This window comes from Streptomyces sp. NPDC107454, from assembly GCF_055582885.1.
Genome location: NZ_JBVJPA010000023.1, coordinates 38,073 through 58,595, shown reverse-complemented (window position 1 = coordinate 58,595; position 20,523 = coordinate 38,073). Strand labels below are relative to the sequence as shown.

Annotated in this window: 18 protein-coding genes; 15 read left to right on the top strand and 3 right to left on the bottom strand. The window is 70.1% G+C overall.

All coding sequences use genetic code 11. The features are described 5' to 3' along the window. Positions 1–88 precede the first annotated feature (88 nt). A complete protein-coding gene (locus ACZ69M_RS43145; protein ID WP_470058802.1) occupies positions 89–850 on the bottom strand; it encodes an isochorismatase family protein in 762 nt (253 codons plus the stop codon). A 73-nt stretch (positions 851–923) separates the two neighbouring features. Continuing rightward, positions 924–2,213 carry an MFS transporter gene (locus ACZ69M_RS43140; protein ID WP_470058800.1) on the bottom strand — a complete coding sequence of 430 codons (1,290 nt, stop codon included), beginning with the start codon at positions 2,211–2,213 and terminating at the stop codon, positions 924–926. A gap of 251 nt (positions 2,214–2,464) precedes the next feature. Here ACZ69M_RS43140 and ACZ69M_RS43135 point away from each other — a divergent pair, with 251 nt between their 5' ends. The 9 genes from ACZ69M_RS43135 to ACZ69M_RS43095 all read left to right on the top strand — a co-directional run bounded on the left by ACZ69M_RS43135 (position 2,465) and on the right by ACZ69M_RS43095 (position 13,902). Continuing rightward, positions 2,465–3,031, top strand: a complete 567-nt coding sequence (locus ACZ69M_RS43135) for a PadR family transcriptional regulator (protein ID WP_470058798.1) — start codon at positions 2,465–2,467, stop codon at positions 3,029–3,031. A 20-nt stretch (positions 3,032–3,051) separates the two neighbouring features. Continuing rightward, a complete protein-coding gene (locus ACZ69M_RS43130; RefSeq protein ID WP_470058796.1) occupies positions 3,052–4,032 on the top strand; it encodes an NADPH:quinone reductase in 981 nt (326 codons plus the stop codon). Between the two features lie 171 nt (positions 4,033–4,203). After that, positions 4,204–6,687 carry an MMPL family transporter gene (locus tag ACZ69M_RS43125; protein WP_470058795.1) on the top strand — a complete coding sequence of 828 codons (2,484 nt, stop codon included), beginning with the start codon at positions 4,204–4,206 and terminating at the stop codon, positions 6,685–6,687. 140 nt (positions 6,688–6,827) lie between these two features. Further along, positions 6,828–8,189: a sensor histidine kinase gene (locus ACZ69M_RS43120; protein ID WP_470058793.1), complete on the top strand. Its 1,362-nt coding sequence runs from the start codon at positions 6,828–6,830 to the stop codon at positions 8,187–8,189. After that, positions 8,186–8,842, top strand: a complete 657-nt coding sequence (locus ACZ69M_RS43115) for a response regulator (protein WP_470058791.1) — start codon at positions 8,186–8,188, stop codon at positions 8,840–8,842. The genes ACZ69M_RS43120 and ACZ69M_RS43115 overlap by 4 nt, the downstream gene beginning before the upstream one ends. Before the next feature lie 185 nt (positions 8,843–9,027). Beyond that, the gene (locus ACZ69M_RS43110; protein WP_470058789.1) at positions 9,028–9,960 is read left to right on the top strand and encodes an SGNH/GDSL hydrolase family protein; all 933 of its coding nucleotides are present in this window, start codon (positions 9,028–9,030) and stop codon (positions 9,958–9,960) included. Positions 9,961–10,203: 243 nt separating this feature from the next. After that, positions 10,204–10,959 carry a LuxR C-terminal-related transcriptional regulator gene (locus ACZ69M_RS43105; protein ID WP_470058787.1) on the top strand — a complete coding sequence of 252 codons (756 nt, stop codon included), beginning with the start codon at positions 10,204–10,206 and terminating at the stop codon, positions 10,957–10,959. Positions 10,960–11,089: 130 nt separating this feature from the next. Beyond that, positions 11,090–12,310 carry a cytochrome P450 gene (locus ACZ69M_RS43100; protein ID WP_470058786.1) on the top strand — a complete coding sequence of 407 codons (1,221 nt, stop codon included), beginning with the start codon at positions 11,090–11,092 and terminating at the stop codon, positions 12,308–12,310. Positions 12,311–12,417: 107 nt separating this feature from the next. Continuing rightward, on the top strand, positions 12,418–13,902 hold the full coding sequence (locus ACZ69M_RS43095) for an MFS transporter (RefSeq protein ID WP_470058784.1): 1,485 nt from the start codon (positions 12,418–12,420) through the stop codon (positions 13,900–13,902). A gap of 35 nt (positions 13,903–13,937) precedes the next feature. Here the strand turns inward: ACZ69M_RS43095 and ACZ69M_RS43090 are convergent, their stop codons facing one another. Continuing rightward, positions 13,938–14,540, bottom strand: a complete 603-nt coding sequence (locus ACZ69M_RS43090) for a response regulator (RefSeq protein WP_470058782.1) — start codon at positions 14,538–14,540, stop codon at positions 13,938–13,940. Positions 14,541–14,672: 132 nt separating this feature from the next. Here ACZ69M_RS43090 and ACZ69M_RS43085 point away from each other — a divergent pair, with 132 nt between their 5' ends. From ACZ69M_RS43085 to ACZ69M_RS43060, 6 genes are all read left to right on the top strand, one after another. Next, a complete protein-coding gene (locus ACZ69M_RS43085) occupies positions 14,673–16,307 on the top strand; it encodes an ABC transporter substrate-binding protein (protein ID WP_470058780.1) in 1,635 nt (544 codons plus the stop codon). A 10-nt stretch (positions 16,308–16,317) separates the two neighbouring features. Beyond that, complete coding sequence (locus ACZ69M_RS43080) at positions 16,318–17,313, top strand: ABC transporter permease (protein ID WP_470058778.1); 996 nt, start codon at positions 16,318–16,320, stop codon at positions 17,311–17,313. Between the two features lie 3 nt (positions 17,314–17,316). Beyond that, positions 17,317–18,168 carry an ABC transporter permease gene (locus ACZ69M_RS43075; protein WP_470058776.1) on the top strand — a complete coding sequence of 284 codons (852 nt, stop codon included), beginning with the start codon at positions 17,317–17,319 and terminating at the stop codon, positions 18,166–18,168. After that, the gene (locus ACZ69M_RS43070) at positions 18,168–19,163 is read left to right on the top strand and encodes an ABC transporter ATP-binding protein (protein ID WP_470058774.1); all 996 of its coding nucleotides are present in this window, start codon (positions 18,168–18,170) and stop codon (positions 19,161–19,163) included. Before ACZ69M_RS43075 ends, ACZ69M_RS43070 begins: the two co-directional genes overlap by 1 nt. Next, on the top strand, positions 19,160–19,963 hold the full coding sequence (locus tag ACZ69M_RS43065) for an ABC transporter ATP-binding protein (protein WP_470058772.1): 804 nt from the start codon (positions 19,160–19,162) through the stop codon (positions 19,961–19,963). The genes ACZ69M_RS43070 and ACZ69M_RS43065 overlap by 4 nt, the downstream gene beginning before the upstream one ends. Before the next feature lie 71 nt (positions 19,964–20,034). Then, positions 20,035–20,511 carry a hotdog family protein gene (locus ACZ69M_RS43060; RefSeq protein ID WP_470058771.1) on the top strand — a complete coding sequence of 159 codons (477 nt, stop codon included), beginning with the start codon at positions 20,035–20,037 and terminating at the stop codon, positions 20,509–20,511. Positions 20,512–20,523 lie beyond the last annotated feature (12 nt).

The following is a 20,523-nucleotide window of genomic DNA, read 5'->3' as shown; positions in this document are numbered from 1 at the left end:
TCGGTCCCAGGAGAGAGCGCGGGGCAGAGCACGGGGCAGGCAGCGGCGCCCCCGGCGGGCGACCCGTTGGGCGCCGCTGCCCGGCCTGTCAGGTGACGATCTTGAACGGGTCGGGCACGACGTGCTCGCCGACGTTGTTCCAGAAGTTCTCCAGAACGAAGCCGTACTCGGACAGGTTCTGCTTGAACGGGTCGAGCATCGCGTCGGCGTACTCGTTCTTCCAGTCCTCCTGCAGCTCACAGGCCAGCGCGAACGTCGAGACCGGCTCGGCGCCGGCCTGCACCATCCGGGCCAGGGCCGCATCCGCCTCGTACTTGTTCCACGCACCCGCCGCGTCGATCACCGGGAAGACCTGGTAGCCGTCGTTGCGCAACGACAGGGTCGGGAACAGCGTGCAGGTTCCGATCGTCACACCCGCGACGATGATGTGCGTACGGCCCGTCTCCTCCAGGATCCTTTCGAGTGCGGCACGGAAGGTCGGGTCCTCGTAGGCGTTGATGATTCCGGTGCGCCGGATGATCCCCACCTCGGGGAAGAGTTCCTTGATCTCCGGGAGGATGTCGCCGTTCTGCCACTGCGCGTTCGACGAGGTGATCAGGACCGGCAGTTTCAGCGCCTTGGCGACGCGGGCGAGGCCGACGGCGTTGCTCTTGAGCTCGGCCGCGCTCGTCGTGTCCCGGGTGCTGGCCATCAGGCCGATCTGGTGGTCGATGAGCAGGACGACACTGTTCGCGATGGTCGGCTTGGAGTGCCCGAACCGGCCGGCCGCGCGCGCCTCGGCGAGCGACACCTTGTCGGGCAGGGGGCCGTCGGTGATGGGGCTGACGATGTCAGCCGCTCGTTCGGTCATGGGGAAACCATCCTTCTGTGCGGGTAGGGCACTTGGCCCGGTCACCTGTGGGAGGGGAAAGGCTTCGGCGCGTTCAATGACCCGCGCCTGCGGCCGTGGTGAGCCGTCCTGGCGCGGTCTCCGGCAGGTGCCAGAGAACCGGCAGAGCCATGAGGGCGACCCCGGCGACCATGAAACCGGGCACGAGACGCCACCCGGTGCTGTCGATCAGGGCCTGGGAGAGATACGGGGTGAGTCCGCCGAAGACGGTCGTGGCCACCGTGGCCACGGCCAGCCCGCTGAGGCGGCCCGCGACCGGGAACTGCTCCGGGGCCGAGGACGCGCCCACGGCGCTGACCCCGCCCGCCACCAGCGCGAGGACCACCGCCCCGGACAGCGCGAGCGTCGTATGTCCACGCGTCATCAAGGCGAACATCGCCACCGGCAGGACGAGGGAGAGCACGGCGAACAGGACCAGCGTGGGCCGCCGCCCGATACGGTCGGCGGCCAGTCCGGCGAACGGCGTGACGGCGATGACCACGGCCGAGGCGATGGTCGCCAGCCACAGCGCGTCGCCCTCGGCGAAGCCGCCCACGGAGGTGAGGTAGGTGGGGACGTAGCTGATGCCGACGTAGTAGGTGATGGAGCCCAGCGCGGAGATCGTGAACGTGCGGTACAGCGCCGGGCGTCGGGTACGCAGCGTGTGCCGCAGGGGGACGCTGTCCGTGCCGTGCGCCCGCCGAACGGCCTCGAACGCGGGGGACTCCCGCATCGTGGAGCGCGCCATCAGGGTTCCGGCCGCGAGCAGGGCACCGAAGAGGAACGGGATGCGCCAGCCCCAGGAGTCCAGCTGCGGACGGCTCAGCATCGCGGTGGTCAGCGCGGCCACGCCGACTGCCAGCAGCGCGCCGACCTCGCTCGCGGCCGAGGCCAGGGACGCCACCAGGCCGCGCCGCCGGGGCGGAGCCCCTTCGACCAGGTAGGTCATGACCCCGGTGTACTCGCCGCCCACCGAGAAGCCCATGACGCAGCGCAGCAGCAACAGCAGCGCGCCCGCCGCGGCGCCGATCTGCCCGCGGGTGGGCAGCAGGGCCGTGACCAGCATGGCCACGGTCATCACCGACATGGAGACGAGCAGGACCTTGCGTCGCCCCAGCCGGTCACCGACGTGGCCGAAGAGCAGCGCATCGAGCGGGCGCATCACATAGGCGATGGCGAAGACCGCGAGTGTCGTGAGGAGGGACGAGGCGCCCGTGCCGAAGAACACCCGGGACAGCACCGTGGTCATGAACAGGTAGAGCGTGAAGTCGTACCACTCGACCACCGTGGAGAACGCCGCCACCGCCATGGAGGTTCTCGGCAGGGCGGGCGGCGCCTGATCCATGGCGAACGACGCGAGTCGTGGCGCTGTCTCGGAATCAGCGGGCGGGAGGCGAAGGTCCATGGATCTGGCTCTCGGGGGAGATCGGTGACGCCTGGGAACGGGGCACACCTGTGGAAACGAGCCCGGCGCAGCTGCGGAACATGCGGGCCTCTCCTGTGCGCCGGCCGTCAGCGACACTAACATCGATTCGAGGCGCACATCGATTCGATGTGAATATCGATTCGATGTGACACCCATGCGACAATGTCCCCATGCTGGAACTAGCGATACTGGGCTTCCTGGCCGAAGGCCCTCTGCCAGGTCATGAACTGCGCCGCCAGGTCTCCCAGCTGATCGGCTACACCCGCCCCGTCAGCGACGGCAGCCTCTACCCGGCCATCAACCGCCTCGCCAAAGCGGGACTCCTGGACCGTCGGGCGGACCCGCAGGCCGGCGCCGCCCGCTATGTGCTCAGCCTGACCGCGGCCGGACACGCCGAGATGCTGGAGCGCCTGCGCAAACCGGCCGACCACGAGATCACCGACTTCACCCGGTTCTTCACGCTCCTGGCCTTCCTCTCCAAGCTCCCCGACATCTCGGAACAACACGCCGTGCTGCGCCGCCGCCTTGCCTTCCTGGAGGAGCCGGCGAGCTTCTTCTACGACGGCGAGCAGCCGCTGCGCGCCGAGGAGGTCGACGACCCCTACCGGCGCGGAGTGCTGCTCACGGCCCGCGCCATCAGCCGGGCCGAGCGGACCTGGCTGCGCGAGGTCCTCGGCGAGGAACCGATCGAGAGCGTTCCCGCACCTCACGGCGACACCGGCGAAGCCGGTATCTGAACGACAACGGGAGATCCCGCATGATTGCGTCCTGGTACGACGGACAGGGCCCGGCGGCCGACGTCCTGCACATCGGCGAGTTGCCCGATCCGCGGCCCGGCGCCGGTGAGGTCCGCGTCCGCGTGACCGTCTCCGGCGTCAACCCCGGCGACACCAAGAAACGGCGTGGCTGGCTCGGCTCGTCGATGCCGTATCCGCGCGTGATCCCGCACAGTGACGCCGCCGGTGTGATCGACGCCGTCGGCAGCGGGGTCGACGCCCGCCGGGTGGGGCAGCGGGTGTGGGTGTACGGCGCGCAGTCCTACCGGGCCTTCGGCACCGCCGCCCAGTACACCGTCGTACCCGACCACATGGCCGTCCCCCTGCCCGACCACCTCGGCGACGAACTGGGCGCGAGTCTGGGCATCCCCGGCATCACCGCGCACCGGGCCGTGTTCGCCGACGGGCCGGTGGACGGGAAGACCGTGCTGGTGCACGGAGTGCTCGGCGGCGTCGGCTCACTGGCCGCGCAGCTCGCCCGCTGGGGCGGTGCCACCGTCATCGGCACCGTGCGGCGCCGCGCCGACCTGGACCTTGTCGACCCGGCTGTCGTCCTGAGCGCCGTCGCCCTGGACTCCGGCGACGCCGCGGCGGCGATCCGCGCCCAGGCGCCGGGCGGCGTGCACCGTGTCGTCGAGGTGTCCCTGTCGGCCAACGCGGACCTCGACAACGCGGTCACCGCGCTCGACGCCGTGATCGCGGCCTACGGCACCCACGCCGACCGCACCGAACTGCCGTTCTGGCCCCTGCTGTTCAACAACGTCACCGTCCGCCTGCTCGGCAGCGACGACTTCCCGGCCGCGGCCAAGCGGCAGGCCGCCCGTGATCTCACCGCGGCGGCAGCGGTCGGCGCACTGACCGTCGCCGTCGGCGAGCGCTTCCCGCTCGCCGACATCGCCAAGGCACACGACCGGGTCGACGCGGGCGGGCGCGGCCGGGTGCTGATCACCATCCCCGGCTGAGGCATCCGCGCCGGCGCATCGGCGCCGACGCATTAGTACTGCGGTACTAGTCGCGCACGCCGGATTCGGTCCCACAGGAGGCAGGGAGCGGGCGAACCCGCCCCTAGCTTGAGATCAAGGGTCGATCAGGCCCCTGCTCCATACGATCTCTTCTCCTGGTGGGAGTAATCCGTGGCCACCTTCCTCTATCGACTGGGACGGCTCGCCTTCCGGCGACGACGCATCGTCCTGATGCTGTGGATCGCCGTCCTCGCAGCCGTGGGCATCGGGGCCATGAGCTCCACCGGCAAGACATCGGACAGCTTCACCCTGCCCGGCACCCAGTCCCAGAAAGCCATCGACCTGCTGGGCAAGGAGTTCCCGCAGGCCTCCGCGGGCGGTGCCTCCGCGCGGGTGGTGTTCGAGGCGCCCAGCGGCCAGAAGCTGACCTCCGCCGCCAACAAGACCGAGGTCGAGGCGCTGGTCGCGAAGCTCAAGAAGTCACCGCAGGTGTCGAGTGTCTCCGACCCCTTCACCAGCGGTCAGGTCAGCAAGGACGGCAGCATCGGCTACGCCGGGGTGAGCTACAAGGTCGTCGAGGCCGACGTCAGCGACGCCGCCCATGCCGTACAGGACGATGTCGTCGCCCAGGGCGAGAAGGCCGGTCTGACCGTGAGCCTGGGCGGCAACGCCGTCGCGGACAAGGCGGCCAGCAAGGCGGCCGAGCTGATCGGTCTCGCGGTCGCCGCGGTCGTCCTGGTGATCACCTTCGGCTCGATGATCGCGGGCGGCCTGCCGCTGCTCACCGCGATCCTCGGCGTGGGTGCGGCGATCCTGTCGATCACCATCGCCACCCAGTTCTTCGACATCGCCTCGCAGGCCTCCACCCTGGCGCTGATGCTGGGCCTGGCGGTGGCCATCGACTACGCCCTGTTCATCGTCTCCCGCTACCGCAACGAGATCCGCGACGGCCACGATCCGGAAGAGGCCTGCGGACGGGCCCTGGGCACCGCCGGCTCGGCGGTCGTCTTCGCCGGACTGACCGTGATCATCGCGCTGGCGGGCCTGAGCGTCATCGGCATCCAGATGCTCACCTCCATGGGCCTGGGATCCGCCTTCGCGGTCGCCGTCGCCGTGGTGATCGCGCTGACCCTGCTGCCCGCCATGCTCGGCTTCGTCGGTATGCGGATCATGAACGGCAAGCTGCAGACCCGCCGTATGAAGTCGCTGGAGCGCGGCGAGGGCGAGTCGATGGGCGTGCGCTGGGCGAAGTTCGTCACCCGCAACCCGGTCAAGGTCCTGGTCACCTCCGTGGTGGGCCTGGGGCTGCTGGCCATCCCGGCCATGTCGCTGCGCCTGACCCTGCCCGACGACTCCATGAAGCCCCCGCACAGCACCCAGCGCCTCGCCTACGACACCCTCAGCAAGGGCTTCGGCCCCGGCTTCAACGGCCCGCTGACCGTCGTCGTCGACGCCCGCCAGAGCGACGACCCCAAGGCCGCCGCCGCGGACGCGACCGCCATGCTCACCAAGCTGGACGACGTCGCCTCGGTGCGCGACGCGGCGTTCAACAAGGCCGGTGACGTCGCCATCATCGGTGTCGTCCCCAAGAGCTCTCCCACCAGCCAGGCCACCAAGGACCTGGTCGGCAACATCCGCGACCACAGCGCCGGCCTGCAGAAGGACACCGCCGCCGACCTCATGGTCACCGGCACGACCGCCGTCAACATCGACGTGTCGACCAAGCTCGCCCAGGCCCTCATCCCCTACCTCGCCATCGTGGTCGGCCTGGCGCTGATCCTGCTCCTGCTGGTCTTCCGCTCGATCCTGATCCCGCTCAAGGCGACGCTCGGCTTCCTGCTCACCATCGCCGCCACCCTCGGCGTCCTGGTCGCCGTCTTCCAGTGGGGCTGGCTCTCCGGCGTCTTCGGCGTCGACCAGACCGCGCCGATCGTGAGCGTCCTGCCCATCCTGCTGATAGGCGTCGTCTTCGGACTCGCCATGGACTACGAGGTCTTCCTCGTCACCCGGATGCGGGAGGAGTACGTCCACGGAGCCGAACCCACCCACGCCATCATCGGGGGCTTCCGGCACAGCGGTCGGGTGGTCACGGCCGCGGCGATCATCATGATCTCCGTGTTCTCCGGATTCCTCCTCGACGACGCCGCACTGATCAAGTCGGTCGGTCTCGGCCTCGGCTCGGCCGTCTTCTTCGACGCCTTCGTGGTCCGTATGACGATCGTCCCCGCGGTGATGGCGCTGCTCGGCCGCCGGGCCTGGGCCCTGCCCAAGTGGCTCGACCGGGTCATGCCCGACGTCGACGTCGAGGGCGAGAAGCTCCGCCACGTGCTGGACGCCGAGCAGAAGAACAGCGTGCCTGAGCCCGTACTCGCCGGCGTGGGCGCCTGGAACGGCCCGGCCCTGGACAGCCACACCGCCGCGCCCACCCGCACCGGTGTCTCCGGTCAGACGGACCCGGGCACGGACACGCCCCCGGCCGCCTCGCCGCTGCCCCGCCACCACCGCGGCCGGACCCGCGGACTGTCAGCGCTGAAGCCGCGTTTCACCCGGGGCGGCAACGCCGACACGCCCGCCGCCACGCCGGCGCCGAATGCGACGGAGCCGAATGCGAGCGGACTGCGCAAACTGAGGATGAGGCTGCCCCGGAAGAAGTGACGGGACCGGGCCGCGGCTCGATCACCGCCGAGGCGACCGACTCCCACCAGCGACCCCGCACCGAGCCGACACCCCAGCCCCGCCCGCCGGCCCGATCCCCCCGAGGCCGGCGGGCGGCCCCCGACCATGAAGGACTCACCGTGACCGCACCGAGGGCACGCGCTCAGGACCCTCTCGCGAACGAGCGCAGGACCTTGGACACGCTGACCAGCGACTCCGAACAGCGTGCCCTGGTCTCGGTCATCTCCCGGCTGGCCTGGCTGCGGCAGGCCGACCGGGCCCACCCCAAGGTCCGGCACTGGGGGGTTCCCGCCTTCTGCGCCTCACTCGGCATCACCTCCTACCTCAATCCGCACAACACCGGCGACCTCGCGGCGCAGTGTGCACTCATCGCCGCGCTGACCGTGCCTCTCCTGTGGCGGGAGCGCCGACCCATGCTGGTCTTCGCGCTCACCACCGCCGCCGCCGTGCTGGCCCTCCCCCTGGGGGTGCTGACCGGCGCCGAGTCCGCCCGCGTCGTGTCCCTCTTCAACGTCGGCCGCCACTGCACCCCACGCCGGCTGGCCCTCGCCGTCGGCATCACCACCGTCCAGCTCGGCGCGTGGGCCGCCGTCTTCTGGAACGGCGGCCAGCTGAAGTACGCCACCCGCCCCGAGGTCGTGACCCTGCTGGCGATGACCGCCATGGCGGCGTTCGCCGCACTCGGTCTGCTCAGCCGGCTCGCCAGCGCCTACATCGACGCCCTGCGCAAGGAACGCGACCAGCAGGCCCGCCTCGCCACCGCGCAGGAACGCGCCCGGGTCTCACGGGAGATGCACGACATCCTCGGCCACACCCTGGCCGTGATCGTCGGCCTCGCCGACGGAGCCGCCGCGCTCGCCGAGACCAAGCCGGAACGCGGCGCCCAGACGCTGAGCATCATCAGCGACAGCGGCCGTGACGCCCTGGCCGAACTGCGCCGCTTGCTCGCCGTCATCGGCGACGACGGCGACTCCCGGGACGACCGGCGCCGATCGGGCGACGCCCCGTTCGCCCCGCAGCCAGGCCTGGCCGACCTCGACGCGCTCCTGGAACGCGTCCGGGCCGCCGGGCCCGCCGTCACCCTGGACGCCCAGGGCACCCTCTCGGGTCTGCCTTCGGGTCTCCAGCTCTCCGTCTACCGCATCATCCAGGAGGCCCTGACCAACACCGTCAAGTACGCCGCCTCCGACACGTCGATCCACGTGTCCCTCGTCGCCACTTCCGGCACCGTGCGCGTCACCGTCGACGACACGGGCCCGCCCCGCTCCCCGAAGACGGGCCGTCGCCCTCGCGCCGGCGGCCGTGGCCTGGTCGGCATGCGCGAACGCGCCGCCCTCTACCAGGGCAACGTCACTTCCGGCCCCAACGACCACGGCGGCTGGACCGTGGAAGCATTCCTCCTCCCCAACCCGCCCTCCCCCACTCTCGACTCCGCTCGGGAGGGGGGACCCCCATCCTCCCCGGAGAAGCACCCGGCATGACCACAGTCCTCATCGTTGACGACCAGGCCCTGCAGCGCATGGGCTTCAGCATGCTCCTCGAGGCCCAGTCCGACATGACCGTCGTCGGCGAGGCCACCAACGGCAGCGAAGCGGTCCGTTCGACCGCCGAGCTCCGGCCCGACGTCGTGCTGATGGACGTACGTATGCCCGGCATGGACGGCATCGAGGCAACCCGCCGCATCGTGGAGTCGGGTGGCCGCTCCCGCATCCTGGTCCTGACCACCTTCGACCTCGACGAGTACGCCTACGAAGCGCTGCGCGCCGGAGCCAGCGGTTTCCTGCTCAAGGACGCCCTGCCCGCGGAACTCGTCGCCGGGGTCCGCGCAGTGGCCGCCGGTGACGCGGTCATCTCCCCCGGACTCACCCGCAAGCTCATCGACACCTTCGGCGACCGCCTGCCCGGCCACTCCCCGCAGCAGCAGCACCGACTCGCCGAACTCACCCAGCGCGAACGCGAGGTCCTCACCGCCATGGGCACCGGCTGGACCAACGCCGAGATCGCCGAACGCCTCCATCTCGCCGAATCCACCGTCAAATCCCATATCGGCCGCATCCTCACCAAGATCGACGCCCGCGACCGGGTCCAGGCCGTGATCTTCGCCTACGACACCGGACTCGTACGGCCGGCCTGACCCGCTCCGGGTCACGCGCCCGAGCCGTCCGACGGCCGGTCGTCTCCCAGCTCCCCCACCCGTGTTCCCCCGACACGTCCCCGAAGCCGACTGCCGTCGGCACCGCTCAGGGCACCGCCGCACCCGCCTCGCGTGTGATGCCCGCACCGCAGTCGAGCATCCACGACGAAGAAGAGGACACAGTAATGGGACCGTTGGCGCGAACCGGCATGGGCGTGGCCCTGGCGTGCGGGGTACTGATCGCCGCCGTCAGCATCGGACAGGGCTCCGACAGCAAGAACAGCAACGACGAGAAGGACCCGCCCAAGGGGCCGTACGTCGCCCTCGGCGACTCGTACACCTCGGGCCCCAAGATCCCTCCGCAGACGGGCGATCCGGCCGGCTGCGACCGCTCCGGCCGCAACTACCCGGCCCTGGTCGCCAAGGAACTGGGCCTCAAGGCTGCCGAGTTCCGCGATGTCAGCTGCAGTGGCGCCACCCTCACCGACCTCACCGCTCCCCAGTCCACCGACAACGGCACCAACCCCGCACAGCTCTCCGCGCTGTCCGCCACGACCAAGCTGGTCACTCTCGGCATCGGCGGCAACGACATCGGATTCAGCTCGATGATCACCAAGTGCGTCACCACGGGAGTGCTCTTCAGGATGGCCGACAAGATCGCGGACATATCCAACAAGGCACCCTGCGAGGAGAAGTACACCTCCGGCAAGACCGACAAGGTGGCGCAGAAGATCAGCGACACGGGCGATCGACTCAACCGAACACTGAGCGAGATCAAACGCCGGGCGCCGGAGGCCCGGGTCTATGTCGTCGGCTACCCCGCGATCCTGCCCACCAAGGGCGGCTGCGATGACGCGATACCCCTGGCCCCCGGCGACGTGACCTTCCTTCACCAGAAGGAACGGCAGCTCAACACCATGCTCCGCGAACGGGCGAAGGCCGCCGGTGCGACCTACATCGACACGTTCACCCCGTCCCTCGGCCATGACGCCTGCTCCCCGGCAGCGACCCGATGGATCGAGCCGCTCAAACCCAGCAGTCCGGCAGCCGTCGTCCACCCCAACGAACGCGGCGAGCGGGGCATGGCCACCGCTGTCGTGAACGTCCTCAAGGACTGAGGGCCAACGATCAGAGGCTGAGGACCGAGGACGCCACAACCCCCCAGCCCCGGGCGCCCGTTGAGCGGAACGCGCGCCCGGTCCGCGCCGCCGCCCGTGGGGAGGGGCACCGGCGCGGGTGAAGGGCCCGGCCGCGCCCCGGACCAACCCGGGATCCGCGGCCGGGCCGTCGCCCGACCGACCTCGACGCGCGCTGTCGGCGAGGCAATCGCCTCTGCCTCACGCCCGCTTGGAGAACGCCCCATGACCACCGTATTCATCGTCAACGACCACGCGCTGCAGCGCCTCTGCCTGCGCATGCTCCTGGAAGCCCAGCCCGACTTCACGGTCGTCGGCGAGGCCGCCCATGGTCCCGAGGCGGTCCGAGCCGCGGCCCGAGTCCATCCCGCAGTCGTCCTCGTGGACATGGACGCGTCCCACGACGAAGGCATCCGGACCCTGCGTGGCATCGCCCGGCCCGACAGCCGACCGGGCGTCACCGGCCCCGACCGGGCGAAGAACTGCCCGCCGTCCGTACTGGCGCTGATTCCGTTCGACGTCGACGAGCACGCCTACGCCGTCCTGCGGGCCGGGGCCGGCGGATACCTCCTCAAGGACGCGCTCCCCCACGAGTTGATGACCGCCCTGCGCATCGTGGCCGCCGGGAACTCGGTCATCTCGCCCCGCCTGACGCGCCAGCTCGTCGACGCCGTCCGCGATCGGACACCCTCTCGCACCCCCGACCGGTCGCAGAAGCTGTCCCTCCTCACCGAGCGCGAACGCGAGGTCCTCACCGCTCTCGCCTCCGGCTGGAGCAACACGGAGATCGCCGATCGCCTGTCCATCGCGCCCACCACGGTCAAGAGCCACATCAGCAGCATCCTGACCAAGATCGGCGCACGCGCCCGCGTCCAGGCCGTGGTGTTCGCCTATGAGACGGGCCTGGTCAGACCTCCCTGGCGCCAGGACCGCCCGCACGTCGCGGACTTCTCGTCGGCCCCCCGCCCCACCGTGCCGTGAGAGGCGCTTCATCGAGACACGTTCGGCCCGCACATCCGGATCCGCCAAAAGGAGGATGCGGATCCGCATTCAAGACGGTTACCGTGACCTAGGTCTTCGTAACATACCCCCCACCCCCACGGGAGTATCGATGAGCACTGCGACCGGAGCCCACGACGGCACCGACCTGCCCGCCTTCCCCGTCGCCCGCTCCGCCCGCTGTCCCTTCGACCTCCCGGCCGAGTACACGCGGTGGCGTCTCGGTGAGGGCCTGCAGCGGGTGCGGACGACGCACGGCAGGACCGCCTGGCTGGTCAGCCGGCACGAGGACGCCAAGGTGGTCCTGGCCGATCCGCGGATCAGCGCGGACAATCGCCGCTACCCCGTACTGACGGCCGGCGGCCAGGACGAGTTGCCGCCGGCGTTCCCCCGCATGGACGACCCCGAACACGCCCGCATCCGCCGGATGCTCACGGGCGAGTTCACCGTCAAGCGCATGGAGGCCATGCGCCCACGTCTGCGGGAGCTGGTCGACCGCGTCCTCGCGGAGATGATCGCCGAAGGACGCCGGCCCACCGACCTCGTGCGCGCCTACGCGCTGCCCATCCCCTCCCTGGCGATCTCACTGCTGCTCGGTGTGCCGTACGACAGGCACCCGTTCTTCCAGGAGCACTCCGCCACACTCACCAGCCTCGACACCTCACCGGAGGAGCGGACGACCGCGCGACGCGAACTCTTCGCGTACATCGTGAGCCTGGTGAAGCAGAAGGAACGCGAACCGGGCGACGACCTCATCAGCCGGCTGCTCACGGAGCGGGTCGCCTCCGGAGAACTCAGCCACCAGGACGTGGCCATGATCGCCCAGATCCTGTTGCACGCGGGCCACGAGACCACGGCCAACATGATCGGTCTGGGGACGCTGGCCCTGTTGCAGAACCCCGAGCAAGCCGCACGGTTACGGAACACGGAGGACCCCGGGGTGGTCGCGGGGGCCGTCGAGGAACTCATGCGCCATCTGACGATCGTGCAGGACATGATGTGGCGCGTGGCGACCGAAGACCTGTCACTCGGCGGTCAACTGGTGCGCGCGGGAGACCTGCTGTCCGTCAACCTGGCCGCCGCCAACCGGGACACGCTCTTCGAGGATCCCGACACCTTCGACATCGGCCGGAACGCCCGCGGCCATCTCGCCTTCGGCTACGGCATCCATCAGTGCCTCGGCCAGTCCCTGGCCCGTGTCGAGATGCAGGAGGCCCTGCCGGCGCTGCTGCGCGCGCTGCCCGGCCTTCGGCCGGCCGTACCACTGGAACAGGTCAGGTTCCGGCACGACATGGCGACGTTCGGCGTCCACGAACTGCCGGTCACCTGGTGACCTGAGCGGCACCCTCGCCGACGATCCACCGCAGCACGACATCCCCCACACAATCAGCCATGCCGTAGGCCGTCCCAGCCGGCTCCCCCACACGGAGGCCTGACCTCATGTCCCCCACCCAGCAGGCCTCCGCCGCCTGCGAATCCGCCCTGCCAGGCGCCAACGTCCTGGTGGCAGTGCTCGCCTTCGCCGGGATCACCGACGCGCTGACGCAGGCCCTGGTCTTCCCCATCGTCCCGCATCTCCCCCGGTATCTGAACGCCTCGGCGTCGGACACCGCCTGGACCGTCACCGTCATCCTGCTCTGCGGCGCCATCGCCACTCCCGTGATGGGCCGGCTCGGTGACATGTACGGCAAGCGGCGCCTGCTCCTCGTCAATCTCGCTCTGATGGTGGCGGGTTCGGTGGTCTGCGCGCTGAGCGACTCGCTCGCCCCGATGATCGTCGGCCGGGCGCTGCAGGGCCTGGCGAACGGCATCATCCCGCTCGGCGTGAGCATCCTGCGCGACGAGATGCCCACCGAGCGGCTTCATATGTCGATCGCCGTGATGCTCGGCTCACTCGGAGTGGGCGCCGCCGTGGGTCTGCCCACCGCGGCGCTCATCGCCGACAGGATCGACTGGCATCTGCTGTTCTGGACCGGTGCCGTGCTCTCCGCGGTCGCCGCCGTCCTGGTCCTCGTCTTCGTTCCCGAGTCCGAGGTGCGTGCGGGGGGACGCGTCGACGTCATCGGCGCCCTCGGCATTGCGACCGGCCTGGTCTGCCTGCTCCTCGCGATCTCCAAGGGCGAGGACTGGGGGTGGAGCAGCGGCACGACCCTCACCATGTTCGCTGCGGCAGTCGTGATCCTGCCACTGTGGGGCTGGTACGAACTGCGCGCCCGTCAGCCCATGGTGGACCTGCGCACCACCGCGCGCCCCCGAGTGCTGTTCACCGACCTCGCCGCCGTGGCCGTCGGATTCACTCTCCTCGCGCTCCAGCTGGTCCTGCCGCAGCTGCTCCAGCTGCCGCAGGCCACCGGCTACGGACTCGGCACGTCCCTGGTCGTCACCGGTCTGGTGCTGGCCCCGCAAGGACTGATGCTGATGGCCGTCTCCCCGCTCTCCGCCCGGCTCACCAGGGCCCGTGGACCGAAGTTCACCCTCATGCTCGGCTCCGCGGTCATCGGGGCCGGCTATCTCCTCACCATGGTGATGATGTCCGAGATCTGGCAGCTCATCCTGGCCTCGTGCGTCGTCGGCGCCGGCACGGGCCTCGCCTACGCGGCATTGCCCACGCTCATCATCGACGAGGTGCCGATGTCCGAGACGGCAGCCGCCACCAGCCTCAACGCACTGATGCGGGCCATCGGCAACACCCTCGCGGGCGCCGTGGGGGGCACGGTCATCGCCACCATGACCACCGATTTCCACGGCACGGAACTACCCTCTCGCAACGGACTGCGTGTCGTCCTGGCGATAGGAGTCCTCGCGGCGGCGGTGGCTTTCGCCGTCGCGGCCCTCATCCCCCGTCCCCGCCCGGCGGACGCCTCCGCGTCAAAGGCCCTGCCGGGCGTGGCGACAGCCATGGGCGGGCCCGCCGCCGACGCCTGACAGGGCGGGCGTTGTCCCAGGTCTGCCGGAGCCGCTCAGGACGGCCGGGCCAGACCGGTGTCGTAGGCGATGATGACGGCGTGCACCCGGTCGCGGGCGCCGACCCTGGCCAGGACCCGGCCGACGTGTGTCCTGACCGTCGACTCGGACAGCCGCAGATGCTCTGCGATCTCACTGTTCGTCAGTCCGGAGGCGATGTCGGTCAGGACCTCGTGCTCGCGCTGGGTCAGCCCCGCGAGGCGTGGGTCCGGACCGGGTGTGCCCACGGGGAGCCGGGGGGTGAATTCCGCCAGCAGGCGGCGGGTCATCGACGGCGCCACCACGGCGTCGCCGCCCGCGACGGCGCGGATGCCTGCGAGGAGTTCATCGGGGCGGGCGTCCTTGAGCAGAAAGCCGCTGGCACCGGCGCGCAGCGCGCCGTACGCGTACTCGTCGAGGTCGAAGGTGGTCAGCACCAGTACCCGGGAACGTCGGCCCTCCGCCACGATGCGCCGGGTGGCCTCGATTCCGTCCATGCCGGGCATGCGGATGTCCATCAGCACGACATCCGGGCGCAGCTCGGCCGTCCGGCGCACCGCCTCCGCGCCGTGCTCGGCCTCGCCGACGACGGTCGTCGCGGGCGGCCCCTCCGGTGTCAAGAGGCATCTCGGGCGAATGTTACGGCCTGGAAAATCCCGGGGATAGGCATTGCCTGTTGTACATCACCCGCTATACATTCGCCGTCAACTTGGCTCGCAAGCGGCCGCAGGCTGCGACGAAGGGGCATTCCGATGGCTTCACCACAGATCCGAAGGGCCGCGGTGCTCAGCCTCGTACTGGCCGCCTCCACGCTCACCGCGTGTTCCGGCGGCACGTCGGGCGAGCAGACGACGGTCTCCGCCGACGACCTGGTCTCGTCGCTGCCCGCCGCGAAGGGTGACGTCGACCGGATCACCTGGAACCTCACCGGCGGCGAGCCGGAAACGCTGGATCCGGCCAACGCGGCGACTCCGCAGAGCGGTCAGGTGGTCCGCAATCTCTGCGACACCCTGCTGGCCCTGGACGCGAAGTTCAACCTCAAGCCCAATCTGGCGAGCTACGAGCAGCAGTCACCGACGAAGCTGGTCCTCACGATCCGCCGGGGCGTCAAGTTCTGGGACGGCACCGCCGTCACCGCACAGGACGTCGCCTTCAGCCTGCGGTGGGCGGCCGACCCGTCGAAGATCAGCAGCTATCTGTTCGCCGACGTCGGCTCCATCAAGGCGACGGCCGCCGACAAGGTCACGGTCGCGTTCAAACAACCCGACGAGATGTTCACCAGCGAGCTGGCCAACCTCGTGGTCATGAAGCAGTCGTTCGCCGAGAAGGCCGGTGCGAAGCTGGGCACCCCGACCGGCGGTCTGATGTGCAGCGGACCGTTCAAGCTCGACAAGTGGACCACCGGCGACAGCATCCTCATGAGCCGGAACGACGCCTACTGGAACGCCGGCCGGCGCCCGTTCGCCAGGACGGTCAAGTTCACGTTCCTCACCGACGCCACCTCCCTCGCGCAGTCGTTGAACGCCGGCGAGATCGACGGCGCCTACGAACTGTCCGCCTCCTCGGTTCCGGCTCTGCAGAAGTCGAAGACGGGACGCCTGGTCTTCGGACCGTCTCCCCAGTCCATGAACATCTACGTCGCCCGCCCGGACGGCGTGATGACCGACGGCGACCTGCGTGCCGCACTGCAGCGGATGATCGACCGCGAAGCCCTGGCGAAGGTGGTGTTCCACGGAGCCGCCACCCCGATGTACACCATGACGGCCCCCGCGTCCTGGCCCAGCGATCAGCGCGCGGTGTACGAGAAGGCGTACAAGTCCTTCGAGACCGCACGGTCCTACGACATGGACGCGGCGAAGAAGCTCGTCGAGAAGTCCTCCTACAAGGGCCAGGAGATCGTCCTGGCCATCTCCGCCGGTGACGACGCCCAGTCGCGCACCGCGCAACTGATCCAGCAGGAGGGCCGGGAGGCCGGCCTCAAGATCAGGATCCAGAGCATGCAGCCGCTGGTCTACGCCCAGGCGGGCTACGACGCCTCGAAGCGGAAGGGCATCGACCTGATGCTGTCGCCGAACTTCAGTTCCGTCCCCGACCCGCTGGAGACGATCGGCTTCCTCTACCTGCCCAAGCAGACCTACAACTACGTCGACTACGACGATCCGCAGGTCACCAAGCTCTTCAACCAGGCGCGCAGCATCTTCGACGACGCGAGCCGCGCCAAGACGATCGTCGGGATGCAGAGCCTGTACGAGAAGGCGAACACGACGATCCCGCTGGTCTCCACGAACACCGCGACCTTCCTCAACGACCGGCTGACCGGGGCCATCACCTCGTTCGCCTACTGGTCGATGCCACAGATGGCCTATGTCGGCGCCGCACACAAGTAGGAGCGACGACGTGTCCCTTTCCTCGTCCGCGGCCGGTGCCCCGGCCCGGGTCCGCGCCTCCTGGCGACACCCCGCCCTCTCCCTCGCGGCGACCTACGTCGTCGCCCCGGCCGCCACCGTCCTGTGCGCCTCCTTCCTCCTGTTCGCCGTCCTCGCCCTGGCCCCTGGTGACCCGGTGGCCCAGCTGCTGGGGCCGCACGCCTCGGACGCCGCACGCGCCGCGATGCGCACCAGGCTCGGCCTGGACGACCCACTGCCGGAGCGCTACTGGCACTGGCTGACCGGTGCCTTGCACGGCGACCTCGGCACGTCACTGACCTACCGGCAACCGGTCTCCGACCTGCTCGCGCCCCGGCTGCTCAGCACGCTCCTGCTGGTCGGCATGTCCGCGGTGCTCATCCTCGTCGCGGGCCTGGTCCTCGGCGGCATCGGCGGTACGAGTCCGCGGTGGCGTCCCCTGGTCAACGCCCTGGCCGGGCTGGGTATCGCCGTCCCGGCCTTCGTCGCCACCACCATGCTGATCGGTGTCTTCGCGGTGAACCTCGGCTGGTTCCCGACCAGCGGCGCGGGCAGCGGCTTCACGGACCGGCTCTGGCACCTCACCCTCCCGGCGGCCGCCCTGTCGATCGGCTACGCCGCCTACGTGACCCAGCTGACCTCCAGCGCGATCGGGGAGGAGGCCGCCGCCGAGCACGTCCTGACCGGCCGCGGCCGGGGGCTTCCGCGCTCCTGGATCTTCCGGCGGCACATTCTGCGCAACGCGGCGCTGCCGATCCTCACCGCGTCCGGACTGACCGTGGCCGGACTCGTGGCCGGCTCGGTGGTGGTGGAGCCCGCGTTCGGCATCGACGGCATCGGCTCGCTGCTGATCAAGAGCGTCTCCGCCAAGGACTATCCCGTGGTGACCGCGATCAGCGTGCTGATCATCACGGTCTTCGTCGTCGTCACCACGGTGCTGGACGCCAGTCAGGACCTGCTCGACCCCCGCCTGAGGAAGGGACGGTAACCGATGGCCACGCTCACCACCGCCCTCCGTCCGAGGAACACCGGGCACCGGCGTTTCGCGGACCCGCTGCTCCTCGCCTCCGCGGCCCTGGCCGCCGTGCTGATGATCCTCGCTGTGGCCGGGCCCTGGCTCGCGCCCTACGACCCGGCGGCCACCGATGTCCTCGCCGCGAGTCAGGGACCGAGCGGCTCGCACCTGTTCGGCACCGACTCACTGGGCCGTGACATCTTCTCCCGGGCCCTCACCGGCGCCCGGCTGAGCTTCGCCGGGCCGGGCGTCATCGTGCTGGGCAGCGCCGGCCTCGGCACCCTGCTGGCGCTCGTGGCGGCCTGGTACGGCGGGTGGGTCGACCGGATGCTGAACCGGATGCTGACCATGTTGTTCGCCATCCCCGGCGTGCTCGTGGCGGTCATCGCCTCGGCCGTCTTCGGGGCCGGCTTCTGGGCGCCCGTCCTCGCCCTCACCCTCGTGTACACGCCGTATGTCGCCCGGGTGGTGCGCAGCGTCGCGGTACGGCAGCGGCAGTTGCCCTACATCGAGGCGCTACAGCTGGCCGGTCTGTCGACGTGGCGGATCTGCGGACGGCATCTGCTGCCCAACGTGGCGCCCATCGTGCTGGCCCAGGCGACGATCGGCTTCGGGTCCGCGCTGGTGGACTTCGGCGCGGTGTCGTTCCTGGGGCTCGGCATCCAGCCGCCGGAGGCGGAGTGGGGACTGATGGTGGCCGACGGCCGGTCCGAGGTGCTGGACGGCGCGGTGCAGCAGAGCCTGGCGGCCGGCCTGTGCATCGTCGTGTCCGTGGTCGCGTTCAACGTGCTGGGCGAGCGGCTCACCCAGCGGTTCGGAGGTAACTGATGAACAGCACACCGCTGTTGGAGATGCGGGACGTCCAGATCAGCGCCGTAGACCGCGGGAACCGGCGGACGCTGGTCCGCGATGTGGACCTGAGCGTGGCGGCCGGGGAGACCGTGGGACTCGTCGGCGAGTCCGGTTCGGGCAAGTCGATGCTGGTCAAGTCCGCGATGCGGCTGCTTCCCCGGCGTGCCTCGGCAACCGGGCACATCGACTTCGAGGGTCGTTCGGTGCTCGGCTTCTCGCGCCGTGAACTCGCCGCCTACCGTTCCAGGGACGTCGCCCTCATCCACCAGGATCCGCGCGCCCACACCAACCCGCTGCGCACGGTCGGTGATTTCCTCGTCGAGGGTGTCGTGGCGGGAAAGCTGCTCAGCCCGCGTGAAGCCCGCCAACGCGCCTGCGAAGCCATGGCGAGCATCGGCATCACCGACCCCGAGCACCGCCTGACGCAGTACCCGCATCAACTCTCCGGCGGACTGCTGCAACGCATGATGATCGTGGCGGCGCTGCTGCACTCGCCCAAGCTGGTCTTCGCGGACGAACCGACCACGGCTCTGGACGTGACCGTGCAGTCCGAGGTGATGGCGATCCTTCAGGAGCAGATCCGCGAGCGGAACCTCGGTCTGCTGTTCATCTCCCACGATCTGGACCTGGCCGCCGCCGTGACCGACTCCCTCGCCGTGCTCTACGCCGGGACGGTCGTCGAGCGGGGGCCCACGGCGGACGTCCATGCCCGCCCCCTGCACCCGTACACGGCCGGACTGCTCGCCTGCCGTCCCAGTGCGACGGCGGTGACCCGGCTCCAGCCGATCCCGGGCCGGCCGGTCGCAGCGTACGAGGTGGGCCCCGGCTGTGCGTTCGCCGCACGATGTCGCTTCGCCACCGGCGAGTGCCGGGAGGACCGGCCACAACTGCGCACCGTGGAGGACCGGTTGGTCGCCTGCCATCGAGTGGAACAGATCGCCGCCGAGCTCCCCCAGGCGGTGCGCTCATGACCGCGCCGGCCATCACCGTCCGGGACGCCGGCCCCGCGCTCGTCGTGGAGCAGCTACGCAAGGAGTTCCCCGCCCGCTCCCGGGGCGGCAGGGCGGTCGTCGCCGTGGACGGCGTCAGCTTCACCCTGGAACGCGGTGGCTCGCTGGCCGTCGTGGGCGAGTCCGGCTCGGGCAAGACGACCATCGCGCGCATCGTCGCCGGGCTGGAGCAGGCCACCAGCGGGACGGTCGGTGTCGCGGGCAGCGGGAAGGGGACCACGCCTCCGGTACAGATGGTCTTCCAGGACCCCTTCGCCTCGCTGGACCCGCGCCAGCGCATCGGCGCCGGTCTGACGGAACTCCTGCGAGCACGCTTCCGGCTCGGGCGGGCGGCGGCCCTGGAACGGGCGGTGAGCCTGTTGACCGAGGTCGGGCTCGACGAGCAGCACGCGGCGCGGCTTCCGCGCGACCTGTCCGGCGGCCAGCGCCAGCGCGTGGCCATCGCCCGTGCGCTGGCCCTGGAGCCGGAGGTCCTGATCCTCGACGAGGCCGTCGCCGCCCTCGATGTCAGTGTGCAGGCGCAGGTGCTCAACCTGCTCTCCGACCTTCGCGAACGCAGCACGGTGGCGTTCCTCTTCGTCTCGCACGACCTTGCCGTGGTCCGCCAGGTCACCGACCACTGCCTGGTCATGCGGCACGGCCGTGTCGTCGAACAGGGACGTACGGCCGACGTACTTGACCATCCCCGGGATGCGTATACCCAGGAGCTGCTGGACGCGGTGCCCAAGCCCGGGTGGCAGCCCCGCCGGCGGCATATCTGACGGCGCGCAAATCTGCCACGGGCAGACCCACATCCTCGTAATAAAGCAACTGCTACACAAAGGAGCCGACCATGGGCATCCTCTCCACCGAGGGGGCCACGACGCTGACCGTCCGCCATCCCTCCCAGGCGCCGACGCTGCTCGGCAAGACCTTCGTCACCCCGTGGTTCGTGGTGGACGACGACCGCACGAAGGATTTCGAGAAGGCGTCGTACCACGACGAGTACCCGCACGCCTACGAGGGCGAGGACGGATACGGCGAGGGCCTGGTGGAGGGTTTCCATCTGCTCAGCCTGCTCGACGTCCTGTGCAACCACTCCGTGTGGTCACAAGGCCCGTGGATCGCCTGGAACTACGGACTCGACAACGTCCGCTTCGTCTCCGTCGTCCGCACCACCGACCCCTTCCGCGTCCACGGCCACGTCCGCGAGGTGCTCGACCGCGGGGAACAGGGCCACCTCGTCGTCACCGACCTGCGTGCCGAGGTCAGGGGCCGGGAGCGGCCCGGATTCGTCGCGACGCAGCGCGCCCTGTGGACCACCGCCTGAACCGCCGTAGAA